General features: G+C 62.3%; 11 protein-coding genes. 6 read left to right on the forward strand and 5 right to left on the reverse strand.

Annotated features, from left to right (window positions below; translation table 11 throughout):
• Nucleotides 1-25: 25 nt before the first annotated feature.
• The gene (locus tag AC0L8G_RS02785) at nucleotides 26-1,654 is read right to left on the reverse strand and encodes a YifB family Mg chelatase-like AAA ATPase (protein ID WP_473386582.1); all 1,629 of its coding nucleotides are present in this window, start codon (nucleotides 1,652-1,654) and stop codon (nucleotides 26-28) included.
• A 227-nt stretch (nucleotides 1,655-1,881) separates the two neighbouring features.
• Here AC0L8G_RS02785 and AC0L8G_RS02790 point away from each other — a divergent pair, with 227 nt between their 5' ends.
• A complete protein-coding gene (locus AC0L8G_RS02790; RefSeq protein WP_473386585.1) occupies nucleotides 1,882-2,856 on the forward strand; it encodes a hypothetical protein in 975 nt (324 codons plus the stop codon).
• Nucleotides 2,813-3,916 (forward strand): formylglycine-generating enzyme family protein, encoded by a 1,104-nt coding sequence (locus tag AC0L8G_RS02795; RefSeq protein ID WP_473386588.1) that lies wholly within the window; start codon nucleotides 2,813-2,815, stop codon nucleotides 3,914-3,916. Before AC0L8G_RS02790 ends, AC0L8G_RS02795 begins: the two co-directional genes overlap by 44 nt.
• Before the next feature lie 11 nt (nucleotides 3,917-3,927).
• On the opposite strand, the gene AC0L8G_RS02800 is transcribed toward AC0L8G_RS02795, so the two are convergent.
• From AC0L8G_RS02800 to AC0L8G_RS02810, 3 genes are read right to left on the reverse strand one after another with little or no spacing between them, the layout of a single operon-like run.
• Complete coding sequence (locus AC0L8G_RS02800; protein WP_473386590.1) at nucleotides 3,928-4,662, reverse strand: class I SAM-dependent methyltransferase; 735 nt, start codon at nucleotides 4,660-4,662, stop codon at nucleotides 3,928-3,930.
• A gap of 38 nt (nucleotides 4,663-4,700) precedes the next feature.
• Complete coding sequence (locus tag AC0L8G_RS02805) at nucleotides 4,701-5,798, reverse strand: glycosyltransferase (RefSeq protein ID WP_473386592.1); 1,098 nt, start codon at nucleotides 5,796-5,798, stop codon at nucleotides 4,701-4,703.
• Nucleotides 5,795-7,567 (reverse strand): hypothetical protein, encoded by a 1,773-nt coding sequence (locus tag AC0L8G_RS02810; protein WP_473386593.1) that lies wholly within the window; start codon nucleotides 7,565-7,567, stop codon nucleotides 5,795-5,797. The genes AC0L8G_RS02805 and AC0L8G_RS02810 overlap by 4 nt, the downstream gene beginning before the upstream one ends.
• 248 nt (nucleotides 7,568-7,815) lie before the next feature.
• On the opposite strand from AC0L8G_RS02810, the gene AC0L8G_RS02815 reads away from it, so the two are divergent.
• From AC0L8G_RS02815 to dnaJ, 3 genes are all read left to right on the forward strand, one after another.
• Nucleotides 7,816-8,205, forward strand: a complete 390-nt coding sequence (locus AC0L8G_RS02815) for a hypothetical protein (protein WP_473386596.1) — start codon at nucleotides 7,816-7,818, stop codon at nucleotides 8,203-8,205.
• A 419-nt stretch (nucleotides 8,206-8,624) separates the two neighbouring features.
• Nucleotides 8,625-10,562, forward strand: a complete 1,938-nt coding sequence (gene dnaK, locus AC0L8G_RS02820; RefSeq protein WP_473386597.1) for a molecular chaperone DnaK — start codon at nucleotides 8,625-8,627, stop codon at nucleotides 10,560-10,562.
• A 118-nt stretch (nucleotides 10,563-10,680) separates the two neighbouring features.
• The gene (dnaJ, locus tag AC0L8G_RS02825) at nucleotides 10,681-11,859 is read left to right on the forward strand and encodes a molecular chaperone DnaJ (RefSeq protein ID WP_473386599.1); all 1,179 of its coding nucleotides are present in this window, start codon (nucleotides 10,681-10,683) and stop codon (nucleotides 11,857-11,859) included.
• A 308-nt stretch (nucleotides 11,860-12,167) separates the two neighbouring features.
• Here dnaJ and AC0L8G_RS02830 read toward each other — a convergent pair whose 3' ends face one another.
• Complete coding sequence (locus AC0L8G_RS02830) at nucleotides 12,168-13,226, reverse strand: hypothetical protein (protein ID WP_473386601.1); 1,059 nt, start codon at nucleotides 13,224-13,226, stop codon at nucleotides 12,168-12,170.
• Between the two features lie 311 nt (nucleotides 13,227-13,537).
• On the opposite strand from AC0L8G_RS02830, the gene AC0L8G_RS02835 reads away from it, so the two are divergent.
• Nucleotides 13,538-14,461, forward strand: a complete 924-nt coding sequence (locus AC0L8G_RS02835) for an SPFH domain-containing protein (protein ID WP_473386603.1) — start codon at nucleotides 13,538-13,540, stop codon at nucleotides 14,459-14,461.
• Nucleotides 14,462-14,694: the final 233 nt, after the last annotated feature.

Below are 14,694 nucleotides of genomic sequence, written 5' to 3' on the forward strand. Positions count from 1 at the left end.
TTGACAGGCGTGGTTAACGGCGCGGCTATCGGGGCGGCGGGACGGAAAAAGACCCAGTATTTTCCACAGGCTGGCCGGAATTCGCCGAAAAGGCGCTCGTCTGGGCCGGGTTTTCCTTAACCGGGCCGGGCCGGTTGGGATTGCCGCCGTCGCGCCGCCTGAAGCTCACCGCTTCGGCGATATGGCGGCGCTTGACCGCATCAACCCCGTCCAGATCGGCCAGCGTGCGGGCGACCCGGATGATCCGCATATAAGCGCGCGCCGACAGGCCCAGCGCTTCGGCGGCGCGAGAGAGCAAGGCGGCGCCCTCCGCGTCGGGCGCGGCGACGGCGGAAAGATCGGCGTCGGCAAGGGCGGCGTTGGTTTTGCCGTCCTTGCCGACAGGTCCGCGCGCACGCTGCGCCTCGCGCGCGGCAGCGACCCGTGAGGCGACGGTCGCTGTGCTCTCCCCCAGAGCGGGCGCGGCGAGGTCAGCAGGCGTGACCGCGGGAAGTTCGATGGAAAGGTCCATCCGGTCGAGCAAAGGCCCTGAAATGCGCGACTGATAGATCTCTTCGCAATTCGGGCCCTTGCCGCATTGCCGTCCCGACGCCCGCCCATAGCCGCAGCGGCAGGGATTCATCGCCGCAACGAGCTGGAACCGGGCGGGATAGCGCACATGAAAATTCGCCCGGGCGATCAGCACATCCCCGGTTTCCAGCGGCTGGCGCAGGCTGTCGAGCACCGGCGCAGTGAATTCCGGCAGCTCGTCAAGAAACAAGACGCCATGATGGGCGAGCGAGGCTTCGCCGGGCCGGGCGCGCATGCCGCCGCCGATCATCGCCGCCATGGAGGCGGAATGATGGGGCGCGCGAAAGGGCCGGGCCCGCGTCAGCCGGCCGCCTTCAAGCAGGCCGGCTAGCGACTGGACCATGGAGATTTCCAGCATTTCCTTCGGCGAAAGCGGCGGCAACAGGCCGGGCAGACGCGCCGCCAGCATCGACTTGCCGGCGCCTGGCGGGCCCACCATCAAAAGATTATGCCCGCCCGCCGCTGCGACCTCGAGCGCGCGCTTGGCGGTTTCCTGTCCTTTCACATCAACAAGGTCCGGTATGGCCGCAGGGTTTTCCAGCGCGCCGGGGACAGGGGCGGACAGAACCTGCGCGCCTTTGAAATGGTTGATCAGCTGGATCAATGATTTCGGCGCCAAAATCGCCGCGTCGCCGCCCGCCCATGCCGCCTCGGCGCCGCTGGCGGCGGGGCAGATGAGGCCAAGCCCCATGGCGTTGGCGGCCACCGCAGCGGGCAGCGCGCCGGCGCAGGGCGCGATTGAGCCATCAAGCCCGAGCTCGCCCATCACCGCGAAACCGGCGGCGGCGTCCGCCGGGGCGGCGCCCATTTCGATGAGCAGGCCGAGCGCGATGGCGAGGTCGAAATGGCTGCCCTCTTTCGGCAGATCGGCCGGCGCCAGATTGACGGTGATGCGCTTGACCGGCAGGCCGAGCCCCACGGCTGACAAGGCCGCGCGGACCCGTTCGCGCGCTTCCGAAACCGCTTTATCAGGCAGGCCGACAATGGTGATCGGGCTGTTGCCGCCATTGACCAGTTGCACCTGCACTGTCACCGGGCGCGCATCGACGCCGTGAAAAGCGAATGTGGTGATCTGCGCGACCATGGCGTCTCTCCCGATAGGGATCGGAACATAACAGGAACAATTGCGCTTGCAAAGCCCGCCCGGATCGGCTTTTTCCCCAAGATGTGAGGGGAAGAAGGCTTTGCTTTCTTGCCAAAGTTTTATGAAAACCCTATCGGGCCTGGCGGCGATTCGCCTTAAAACATCGGGCTGGAGAACGCTTTTGCGCCTTTGGCGTCAACACTCGTCACGCAACAGAAACATTAACCATGACATCGATATCGATCATTCATGCGCCGCGCGACGAAGCGTTGGGAGAGAAAATCGCAGCCGCTTTGACCAGCGCCGGCCATGCGCCGCGCCGCGTCAGCCCGGACCCGGATCTGGGCGATCTCCATGTGGAGGGGCCGAGCGCCGGCGGCGATGAGGACGGCGCGGCGATTGTCGTCTGGACGAGTGCGGCGGCCAAGCTCGCCCGCCTGCATCAACAGGCCGGCGCAGCGATGGCGCGCGGCGCGCTGGTGCCGGTCGCGGTCGGCGGAGCCCGCCCGCCCGGCGGCTTTGAGGATTTGCCGCCCGTGGACCTGTCGGGATGGACCGGCGCCCCGGACGATCCGCGCTGGCGCTTTGTGCTGGAGGAGATCCAGCTCGCCAATCGCCGCATGCTGATGCGTGACGGCGAGGTCTGGGCGGAGCCGCAATCGGAAGAGGATGCGCAGGACCAGGCCGCCTTTGTCGAGCATTTCGCCAAAGTCGCCAACGCCAATGAAGCCCCGGAGGTCGAGGCCGAAGTGATGGACGCGCCGCCGGCCTTTCTGGCGCGCCCGTCGCGCAATGGCTATGGCCGCCGGTTCAGCGCGCGCGAAGTGGCGATCGGCGCCTCGGCGGGGCTGGTCATCATGACGCTCGCAACGGCGCTGCTGGCGCCGATGGTGTTGCCGGGCATCGAGGCGCGGCTTTCGCCGCAACCGGAAACGGGTTTTGAAATCGCCGCGAATGAACCGGCGATGGCGGATGCAGATATGGATGCGGGCGCGCCCTCCGCCGATGCGCCGCTCATGCTCGGATCGCTGACCTTGCGGGGCGTTGAGGATATTCCGGCTACGGATGAAATGACCATCGAGGCGCCGGAAATATCGATTTCGGACGACGCCATTGCAGCGCTGATCGAAAGCGAGATCCCCCAGCCCGGCGGGCGGCTTGTTGTTCGCCGCGCAGAATGCGCCGACCGCGCTCGGCGTTGAAGACATGCTCGCTGCGGATGCTTATGCGCAAGCGCCGGCGGATATTGCTGATGACATCGCCGCAAGCGAAGAAGACGCACCCGTCGAAGACATGCTGAGCGACGATGCGGTGCTGGCGGCGATCACCGGCGAGGGCGATGCGGATCTGGACGCACTGGCGGATGAAGCCGCCATTGATGAAACAGCGCTCGCCGAAACTGCTGACGACGACGCCATCAAAACCCTTCTCGCCTCGGTCAGCGACAAAGCGGATATCGAAGCGGAGGATTTATTTCCCGAAGCGGATGTCGCAACGGGCGCTGCGGCGAATGCAGAGGCGGGTGATTATTTCCGCGACTGCGCCGATTGCCCCGACATGGCGATCATGCCGGCGGGCAATTTCCGCATGGGCGCCAAGCCGGGCGAAGTCGCGCAGGATCTGGCCGAAGGTCCGGCCCGGGACGTCAATATTGCGCGGGGCTTCGCCCTCGGCGCGCGGGAAGTCACTTTCGACCAATGGCAAGCCTGCGTCACCGCGGGCGCCTGCAGCCCGGCGCCCGATCATGGCTGGGGCCGCGGCGAGCGCCCCGTGGTCAGCGTGTCGTATAATGACGCGCAAGCCTATGTCGCCTGGTTGTCGATCAAAACCGGACAGCGTTATCGCCTGCCGAGCGAAGCGGAGTGGGAGTATGCAGCGCGCGGCGGCAATGACAGCGCGTTCTCATTCGGGCCGGTCGTGTCCGTCGCCAAGGCGAATTTCAACGGCGAATATCCCTATGGCGGGCGGAAAGAAACCTTCCGTGCACGCACAATGCCGACGGGCAGTTTCGCGCCGAATGCGTTTGGCCTGTTCGACATGCATGGCAATGCCTGGGAATGGACATCCGATTGCTGGAACCCCACTCATGCGGGCGCTCCGGCGGACGGCTCGGCGATCGCGAGCGGCGATTGCACCCGGCGCGTGTTGAAGGGCGGGGCCTGGAACACAGGCGGCTGGCGGTTGCGTTCCGCGCACCGCATCGGCAAGCCCGCCACGGCGCGCGAATTCGACAATGGCTTCCGCGTCGCCCGCGATCTGTAGGAGTTGTTTCCTCAGGCGGGCAGGCGTTTGCAGAACCAGGCATGGATCATCGCCGCCTGATAAAACCGGATCGGCGGGGTGAAGCCATTCGCGGCGATGAGCTGTTCAACCTCGTGCGGCGGATGGGCGGCGGCGGTTTTCCCGAACATCGCCAGGTAATTTTTCCGTCCCTTTTCGTCCATCCCCGTGAGCGCGAGCGTATCAAGCCATAGGGCCATCAAGTCTTTATGCGCCGGGTCATTGAGATCGGGAACGAGGTCTGCATTCACCAGCAGCGCGCCGGGGGCGAGCCGGTATGCAAGCGCCCGGAAATAGGCGCCGCGCGCCTCGGCGTCGGTAATGAAATGCGAAACCAGAAAACTCGTGGCGGCGTCGAAAGGCGCGCTGTCGGCCAGGGTCTCGATGAGTCCGTGATGCAGCGAAAAGCGCTCCGACAAGCCCATGGCCTCAAGGCGCGCCCGGCACACATCAAGCATCGCCTCGGCGGGATCAAAACCGACAAAGCGCCAGCCGGGAAATATGTCCGCGAGATAAATCAGCTCCGCCCCGGTGCCGACCCCGGCGACCAGAATGCGCGCATCGGGCGGCAACTCATGCAGGACACCGCGGGTCAGCAAATGCAGCGTCGCGGTCAGAGCGGAAATCGGCTTCCAGCGCTCGTCATAGGCTTCCGCATGTTGCTTGTTGAAGGCGTCTGTCGGGGCGGGAGGGTGTTCAGGAGGTTGTTCGGGCGGCTGGTCAGACATGGGGCGGCCTCTCCTCAAAAATGTTATATTATAACAATCTAGGAGTCCGGTCCAGCATTTTGCGCCCGCTTGCGCCGGAAGATGATCGCGCTCTGGATAGCGAAGCTGACAAAGAACAGGCCCATATCCACGACGATCTTGGCCAGCACCGGCGCCGCGCCGGTGACCCTGGCGACGATCTCCACCAGCGTCGCGGAGATGGTCGCGATGCAGGCCGCCAGCGCGAAATAGCCAATCGCTTCACGCAGGATGCGCGGCTCGCCGGCGGATTTGAAAGTGAACAGCTTGTTGGCCATGAAATTATACGAGGCCGACAGGCCGCGCGCCAAAAAGGTGCTGGCGAAAATGCTGCCCGTCGCGGAATAGGCGATCCAGAACGCTGTGATGTCGAGCAGGAAAGATGTTCCGGCGACGGATAAAAACCGCCCGAACACCGCATAGATTTTCATCGAGTCCACCAGCGGGCGGAAATGCGAGGAGGCGTTGCCGTCGAGATAGACGGTGGTGATCGGGACTTCCGTAAACGGAATATTTTGCCGCGCGGCGCGGGCGATCACCTTGATCTCGAATTCATAGCCATTGGCGGCAATCGCCAGCGTGTCCTGCGCAAAGCGCCGTGAATAAGCGCGCAGGCCGGTTTGCGTGTCTTTGAGGCGTATGTTGAACGCCCGGTGCAGGATCGCCCGCGTCAACTGGTTGCCGGCGGCGCTGCGCGGCGGGGTGTTGGGCCCGAAACGCCGGGCGCCGAGCACAAGGCTCGCCGGCGCTGCATGCGCGGCTTTCGCTACGGCCGCAATGTCTTCCGGCAGGTGCTGCCCGTCCGCGTCGGCGGTGACAATGCTGGCGACGCTTTGCGGGCAGCGCGCAAGAATGGTTTTGAATCCGGTTTTCAACGCCGCGCCCTTGCCCAGATTTTCATCATGGGCGACGAGGATCAGCTCATCGCGGCCCGCCAGCTGGCTGAAGATCGTTTTGTCTTCCGATCCGTCATCAACAATGACGATGCGCGCAAGTCCAAGCGCGCGCAATGCATCCACAAGCTGGATGAGTTTTTCATCCGGGCGAAAGGCCGGGATCAGCACGACGGTCGAGGCGCTGACATTGGCGGGCATGGCGGCGGAAATATCGGCGGTCATGGGGCGCAGTCTTCCGATGCAAGCGCGGACTTGTTCAAACGATAGACGGTGATGCGATATTTGTTGTTGGGCTCGACAATCGTTTCAAACAACTGCGGACATGTCGTTTGCGCCAGCCGGTTCAGCGCCGGCCCGCCCGGTCCGATCGGGGCGATGCCGCCATCGGTAAGATAATCCGGGCGTATCTCGCGGATCTGCGCCAGCACGGTTGCGGGCGTTTCCTGCGCCCCGGCTTGCGGGCGGATCACCTCAATATGCCCGTAAAACAAGCCGTAAACATAATTGGTCGGGGTCCAAAGGGTGACGTCCCGGGTTCTGATCTGCTCATACACCGTGTCGGCGCCGGGGCCGAACACGCCGTAAAGATTGCTGCGCGCCGTGTCGCCGATGCGGAAATCCGGATGCTCTTTGCGGTAGGAAGCGAGTTCATAATATCCGCCGAAACCGAGCAGGGCGAACAGGGCGATGATGAAAACGCGCCGGATCAGGTCGGGCGAAAACCGTGCGGACAGACGCGTCGGCGCCGCGCGGTCTGTGAGGCCATAGCGCGCGCTGGCGATGAAAAAACCAAGACACAACAAAGCGGGCGCTCCGGCGCGAATGTCATAGGCGGCGTAGAAAAACCAGATCAGGAAAAACGGCAGACAGACCAGCGCCAGTATATCGCGGCGGGCGCCGGGACGGAAAGCAAGCGCGAGCGCGCCGATCACCATGATCGCAATCGCCGGTTCGCCCCACAACCATTTGTCGGCGGCGAAGGCGAGTTGCGATAGCGGGTCGCGTCCGGAGAATGACCGCGTGACGACGCCTTCATTGTCGTGGAAATTGCTGCCCTCCGTAAAGATCCAGAGGATGGCGATGGCTGCGGGAAGAAGCGCGAAAGCCGCGTCGCGCCAGTCGTTTTTCTTTGTCACGGCGCCCGACGCCAGCAGCAAAGGCAGCGCGAACAGCGCCCATAACAGTCCCGGCTGTTTCGCCAGCGCCGCGAGGATGGCGGCGGCGATAGCGAGATAGAGATAGTCGCGCTGTAGCGGGTCGCGCTGCCAGCGATGAATGCAGAACAATGACAACAGGATCGATCCGGCGGTCAGCGTATCGGGCAAGCCGTCATCGAAAATGGAATCAAGGCCGGCGCCCTTCATCAGCAACAGGCATAGCAACGCCTGCAGGAACATCGCCCGCAAATCATCGCGCGGGCGCGCCGCCAGGCCGATCAGGAAAAAAATCGCCGCCGGAAAAATGGCGAGGGCGGTTTTCACCGGCGTCTGCGCTTCGATCGAACCGAGCAGCTTGTAGCCAAAAGCGAGCAGCTTGGGGAAAAGTTGCGGATAGGGCGCCTGGGTATAAAAGAAATCCGCCGGTTCGCCGCGAAAATGCTGCACGGCCCACAGATTCCAGCTGTAGATCTCGTCATTATCGTCAAAGCCGCCTTCGATCAGGCGCAAGGTCACATAGGCGCCAAAGGCGAGGGCGACGGCGAGCGCGGTGAGATCGCCCATGGTCCAGGGCGTAAAGCGCGGCGTCAGGGGGCGCATGCGGAAGATTCGAAACGCCGCAATCGCGACAAATCCGGCGCCAAGCGCCCGGACTGCGAAAGGCGTGAAGGCGCCGATAAGGATCAGCCCCGACGCGGCGAGAAAAATGATCAAGACACTGATGAACGGAATGGCGGCGGCGGTTCCCGGCCGCGTCATCAGCCCGGGCCGAAAGGCAAGCGCCGGCGCCGCATAGACCGCCAGCAAAATCAATAATGTCTGGAAGACGAACATCGTCTGTTTTCGCCCCCTCTCGCCATGCGCCCGCGAGCCTTCAGCGCGGCCAGCCTCGCCTTTTCGGTTCTTCCGTAAATCGCCGCGCCGCGCAACCGCCCGCACTGGGCTTGTCCCCTGCGCCGCCTGCGCCGCAAAGGAGGGCCGGGAAATGCCCTGCCGCCTCATTTTCGCCCCAATGACAGGCGTTTTTGTCATCGGGACCGGCTTGCCGGTGAGGGGCGAAACGCAAACGGGGTTACAAGAGAATGAGCGTTTTGAAACTTTCAGCCGGGGCGTTCGCCGCCGCGGCGATGATGATGGCGTCCGCATCTGCGCAGCAATTGTCGAATGCGGATTACGAATTGTGCAGCGTCTATGACAATGACGATGATTTCGTCGGCTATGACAGCGTCTGTCTTGAGCGCAAGCGGGCGCAGCTAAGACGCTATCAGCGCGATGCGCAGCGGCGGAACACCGCGACCTATTCCGGCGCCTATTACTGTCCGTCTTACGCCAATGGCGGAAACGGCTATCCCGGCACAGTTTATTCCGATGGCCGCCCGCCTTCTACAGATCCCTATGGAACCTTTGATCAGCCGGTCAATGGCCGGCGCTGCATCGCCCGGCCCGCCTATAACAACGCCGGCTATTATTGAGCGGCCGGCGCGTCTCGCGCCGCACCGTCACGGCCCGCCGTCATGCAATGGCTGATGACCGCGATTGATGCGGTCAGCGGCTGGCGGGCGGCGTGCGCCGCCTGCAACCTTATCAAACCGTAAACGCGCTTCTCCGCCCATTCAGGGTCCAATGGGGTGCAGGCGGGCTTCGGGCCGGGATTTCTGTTGGGATTTTTTGCCGCGCTGGCCTTGCCGACGGGTTGCGGGGCTTGGCCCCCTCCTTATATCCCGCCCGAACGCGGGGCATGGCCGAATTTTCGGTCTCGCTCCCGCATCCAGCAACTGTCACCACTAAGGGGCGTGTCCGCTTCCGGCGCTTTCCGGCGCCAAGATTTCTCGAGGGCCGACTATAAAGGCCGGAAATAAATGGACTGCTCGCTGCAACGGAGAAGAGACGAATGGGCAAGGTAATCGGCATCGACCTCGGGACGACAAACTCCTGTGTCGCCGTCATGGACGGAAAAGAGCCAAAAGTTATTGAAAACGCAGAAGGCGCGCGGACAACCCCGTCAGTCGTCGCTTTCGCAGAAGACGGCGAGCGCCTCATCGGCCAGCCGGCCCGCCGCCAGGCGGTCACCAACCCGGAAAACACCTTTTTTGCGATCAAGCGCCTGATCGGCCGTCCTTTCACTGACCCGACGGTCGAAAAGGACAAAGGCATGGTCCCTTACGCCATCATCAAGGGCGATAATGGCGATGCCTGGGTCGATTCGCGCGGCGAGAAATTCGCCCCGTCGCAGATCTCCGCCTTCATCCTGCAAAAGATGAAAGAGACCGCCGAAGCCTATCTCGGCCAGGATGTGACGCAGGCCGTCATCACCGTTCCCGCTTACTTCAACGACGCCCAGCGTCAGGCGACCAAAGACGCCGGCAAGATCGCCGGGCTTGAAGTGCTGCGCATCATCAACGAGCCGACTGCGGCGGCGCTTGCTTACGGCCTCGACAAGAAAACCGGCAGCCAGAAAATCGCCGTCTATGACCTTGGCGGCGGCACCTTCGATATTTCGATCCTCGAAATCGGCGACGGCGTGTTCGAAGTGCTCTCCACCAATGGCGACACCTTCCTCGGCGGTGAAGATTTCGACATGCGCATTGTCGAATATCTCGCAGCCGAATTCAAAAAGGATCAGGGCATTGATCTGCGCAAGGACAAACTCGCGCTGCAACGCCTGAAAGAAGAAGCCGAGAAAGCCAAGAAAGAGCTTTCCTCGACCTCCTCTTACGAAGTGAACCTGCCCTTCATCACCGCCGACGCATCCGGTCCGAAGCACCTGACCATGAAGCTGTCGCGCGCCAAGCTGGAAAGCCTGGTTGAAGATCTGGTCAAGCGCACCGTCAATCCGTGCAAGGAAGCGTTGAAAGACGCCGGCCTGTCATCGGGCGACATCGACGAAGTGATCCTTGTGGGCGGCATGACCCGCATGCCGAAAGTGCAGGAGACGGTGAAAACCTTCTTCGGCAAGGACCCGCATAAAGGCGTGAACCCGGACGAAGTCGTCGCGCTCGGCGCGGCGATCCAGGCCGGCGTGCTGCAGGGCGACGTGAAAGACGTCTTGCTGCTCGACGTGACGCCGCTATCGCTCGGCATCGAGACCTTGGGCGGCGTCTTCACCCGCCTGATCGATCGCAACACGACGATCCCGACCAAGAAGTCGCAGACCTTCTCGACGGCGGAAGACAACCAGTCCGCCGTGACCATCCGCGTCTTCCAGGGCGAGCGTGAAATGGCCGCCGACAACAAGATGCTCGGCCAGTTCGATCTGGTGGGCATTCCCCCGGCGCCGCGCGGCGTGCCGCAGGTCGAGGTCACTTTCGACATCGACGCCAACGGCATCGTCCATGTGTCGGCCAAGGACAAGGCGACCAACAAGGAACAGTCGATCCGCATTCAGGCCTCTGGCGGTCTGTCCGATGACGACATCGAAAAGATGGTCAAGGAAGCGGAAGCCAACGCCGATGCGGACAAGGCCCGCCGCGATGCGGTTGAAGGCAAAAACCGCGCCGAAGCGCTGGTCCATTCCACCGAGAAAAATCTCGAGGAATTCGGCGACAAGCTCGAAGCCGACGACCGCAAGACAATCGACGATGCGCTCGCCGCATTGAAAGAGAAACTTGAAGTCGAAGACGCCAGCGCCGAAGACATCAATGCTGCGGCGGGCGCGCTCGCCACGGCGACGATGAAACTCGGCGAGGCCATGTATGCGGCCGGCGCCAGCGAAGGCGGAGACGATGCGGGCGCTCAGGCGGCTGCGGCGGACGCCGCCCGAGAAGAGGCCGGCGACGACGACATCGTCGATGCGGACTTCGAAGAAGTCGACGGCGACAAGAAAGACTAAAAGGAAAAGGGGCTGCGCCAAAGCGCGGCCCCTTCGCTCCTTCCGGCGGCCCTTTCGATGGGCTTGCTGATGCGGGAGCGATTTGTAAAACCCGAAAAAAACGGGCGCGTGAAGACCAATGGCGCAGACTTGTTATTATGAAGTTCTAGGGATTGAGCGTGGCGCGGATGGCGCGGCGATCAAATCCGCATTCCGCAAGCGCGCGATGCAATACCACCCCGACCGCAATCAGGGCGATCCGGAGGCGGAGAAAAAATTCAAGGAGCTGGGCCAGGCCTATGAGGTCCTGTCCGACGAACAAAAGCGCGCCGCCTATGACCGCTTCGGCCATGCGGCGTTTGAAAATGGCGGTGCAGGCGGTTTCGCGCGCGGCGGCATGGGCGCGGGCATGGGCGGCCAGGGCGCTGGCTTTTCCGACATTTTCGACGAGATTTTCGGCGAGTTCATGGGCGGCCAGCGCGGCGGACGCCGGGCCGGGCCGGGCCGCGGCGCGGATCTGAAATACAATCTCGAAATCAATCTCGAAGAAGCCTTTCACGGCAAGAAAGCCGAGATCAAGGTGCCGGGCTCCGTCGCTTGCGACAGTTGCGAAGGCTCCGGCGCGACGCCGGGCTCCGGCCCGACCGATTGCGGCACTTGCAAAGGCGTCGGCCGGGTGCGCGTGCAGCAGGGCTTTTTCACCATTGAACGCTCCTGCCCCCATTGTAACGGCGAAGGCCGGGTGATCGCTGATCCGTGTACGGATTGCGGCGGTCAGGGCCGGGTCCGGCGCGAGCGCGAATTAAGCGTCGACATTCCCGCCGGCATCGAAGACGGCACCCGCATTCGCCTGTCCGGCGAAGGCGAGGCGGGCCCGCGCGGCGGCCCCGAGGGCGATCTTTATATCTTCGTGCATGTGAGCGAGAACGATCTGTTCGAGCGCGACGGGCCGGATTTGTTCTGCGTCATGCCGATCCCGATGACCACGGCGGCGCTGGGCGGCGAGTTTGAAACCCCGACCATTGACGGCGGCCGGGTGAAAATCTCCGTGCCCGAAGGAGCGCAGACCGGCAAGCGCTTCCGCGTGCGCGGCAAGGGCATGACCCAGCTCGACCAGTCCGGGCGCGGCGACATCCGCCGCCGCGGCGATCTCTATGTGGAGATCCAGGTCGAAACCCCGACCAATCTCAACGCCGAACAGAAAGAATTGCTGAAACAATTCTGCGAGGCCGGCGGCGGCGAAGCGGCCTGCCCGCAATCGCGCGGCTTTTTCGACAAGGCCAAGATGTTCTGGGAGAATGTGACGGACGGTCGGTAAGAAGTGGAGCCGGGTTTGCCAAGAAGTGAAAAGCAGACCGAAACCGCCTGGAAATATATTGCCAGCACGACTGTGCTAACGATCATTTTCGGAGTCTTATTTTACGCCGGACTTTCGACCTTGGTCGGCCTTACAGGCCCGTTGTTTATAACAGTGAGTTTCGTTGCGAGCATAGCCATTGCGGCAGGATTGTCTCTGATCCGTCCCGTGCGGAGCCTTTTCTCTGCACTCGCGCAGATTATTAATTTCTGGTCTTAACCACCTCACTGCTCTCCCCCGCGAGAGCAATAAGCGCACGGCGCGCGAGCCTAAAGCGTCAGGACTTTGAACTTTCCTTTGCTGCGCCAGTCTTCAAGCTGGGCGCGCTGGTCCTGCTCGAACTGCTCAAGCAAGCCGTCAAAGGTGTAGATGCCGACCTTCGCGTGCTTTTCTTCCTTGTCTTTGCAACGGAAGCACAGCGCTTTGGCCCAGAACCGTTCATTGACCGTATTGGTCGCGGAGACCATCGCTTCGAAATCCTGCAGCGCCGGGGTTTCATCCACCAGCGTGAAGGCCGGCAATTTCACATGCACATAGGTGAAGGCGGCTTCGTTGATGTCCGGGCGGCCGACGGCGGAGACATACTGGCCCTCGACAAAACACACGCCCTGGCTTTTGCGCCCGAAGGAAGGCTCATCGGGCGAGCGCTTCAATGTGTATTTATCGGAGAAATAACAAAGGTCAGAGCTGTCCGGGTCCACATGCGGCGCAAAGCGGAGTCCGTGCACGACATATTGCCCGGGCTTGCGGCTGTGGGCGCGCACCGCAAGATAGCGGCTGTCGCCTATGCGCTTGTCGAATGCGTTGACGTCGTCATCATGTTTTTCAAAGCTCACCGCCGCAAGATGATACAGCCGGCTCAATCGCTTGGTGAATTCCGGCCGCGCGCCCTTCTTGCCTTTGCGGGCGTCCTTCTTGCGCGCCGACACGATGTTCTTGACGCGCTCGTCGAGGAACTGAACCACGCCGTCCGCCTTGCGGTACTCGCCTGCTTCGCCGCCGCCAAAGGCCGCGATGAACCGGTGATAAGCCGCTGAGTCCGCCGGTTTGGCCGCCGCGACCTCCTCCGCCAAAATCTCCAGACAGAACGGCGCAAGCGTCTGCATGAATTTGTTTTGCGCGGAGGTCAGGAACTTGTCGATCGCCTTGGCGACGGGCGCCGCGCGATCATTCGCTTCCGCCTCGCTTTCCCCGGCGGCAAGCGCCGATGCTTTCACGCGATCGGCGACGCGCCCGGCGAAGGCGGTGAAATAAAGATTGTTGTCTTTGCAAAAAGTGCGGATGACCACATGCAAGTCGTCAAACTCGCGGTCTTCAAGATGCCGCATGTTGAGAAAGCCCCTCAGATTTTTGACGCCGCTTCTGGCGTGGTCAAAGCGGTATGATTTGTCATAGCGGAATTTTTGAATTTTTGAAAATTCTGCAGACTCTAAAAATTCCGGAGATTTTTCGAAGCACGAAAAAACTGCGCGCCGCTGGAATTTCGCGCGCGCCGGGATTTTTTTAACATACTGACAAATCTAAGAGATTTCGCTTTTTACGGGAATAGTTTTGATGGCGACTCCCGAGTGGATGAGGCAGGCTTGTTCTATGCCGGACTGTTGCGTAACCCCCGAACCCGGCGGAACTGGAGGCAACCATGTCAAAAAATCGCCAACTCAACCTCGTTCGCCAAAGCCTTTCACAGGGCGAGGCGCGCATTTATCGCCAGCGCCATTGGCCGCATAATTACAAGGTCCGTTTGTCGCGGGACATGCTCGCGCCCTTCGCGGCGGAAGAACTCGATGCGGCAGAGCATGTGTCGCTCAGAGGCGGCGGAGAGACGGCGCGCTACAGCCCGTCTTCGCTTGCGCTTCCCGGCGGCGCGCTCAGCCTGCAGACGGTGACGCTGACCATCGGTCCGGAAACCGCGCAGACATCTGACGGGGTGCCGGTCAAGGTCGCGGCGATTGTCGAATTTCACATCATCGAAAACCGCAAGGGCATCGAGGGCATGGTGAAGGACGGCAAATTCAAAGCGCTTGGCGCAGTGTTCGCCAATCGCTGCCGCTCTGCGATCGCGGCGGAAATCGGACGCATGCATTATGGCGCGGCGATTGAACATCAAGGCGCCAATTGCAGCAGCCTGAAGGACGCGCTCAACCGGTCCGTGAACGATCTCGTCAATGCGTCGGCCGATGGCCTCGGCATTGAGGTCACATCCGCCAATCTCCGCGTTGAAGCCAAGGGCGAAGCCGGCGAGCATGGGGACGCGGCGCCGGGGCGGGCGGATTTTGACCTGCCGAACAAAGCGCGGCGCATCCTTCGCTTCCTGCGCGAGCATCAACCGACAGCGGCGGAGCTCGCCTGGATTGAACGCCGGATCGACCGCCTTATCGAGCTGGAAAGCCGCCGCGTTCTGGCCAGCGGCAAGGCGACGATTGTCTATGTCGACGGGACGGCGAAGGAGCTCGCCGAAATGAATGCGGCGGATTTCATGGCGCTGGCTCAAAGCGGGCGGGCCGATGATGTCAGCGCGCCGGCGCTGACTGACGGGCGCGCCAGCTTGCCCGAACCGGTTTAAAACCGGCGCGTGAAAGAGGTGATGGCGGCGCATGGGCGCCGCCATTTCCGTGTTAACCATATTCGCATGGAAACAGACTTGCAGGGCATAAGCGCACTTAGTCCGCCTACGGCGCATTTCGCCATAAAAGCTTCACTATCAAGATAAATTCCTGTCACACGGATCAGTCATAAGCGCCAGCGTTTGGTCAGCTCGGCTTTGTGATGATGAAGCTCCGGAAACGCCTGCGCGCG

It is taken from the genome of Hyphococcus sp. D3-15 (genome assembly GCF_055809375.1).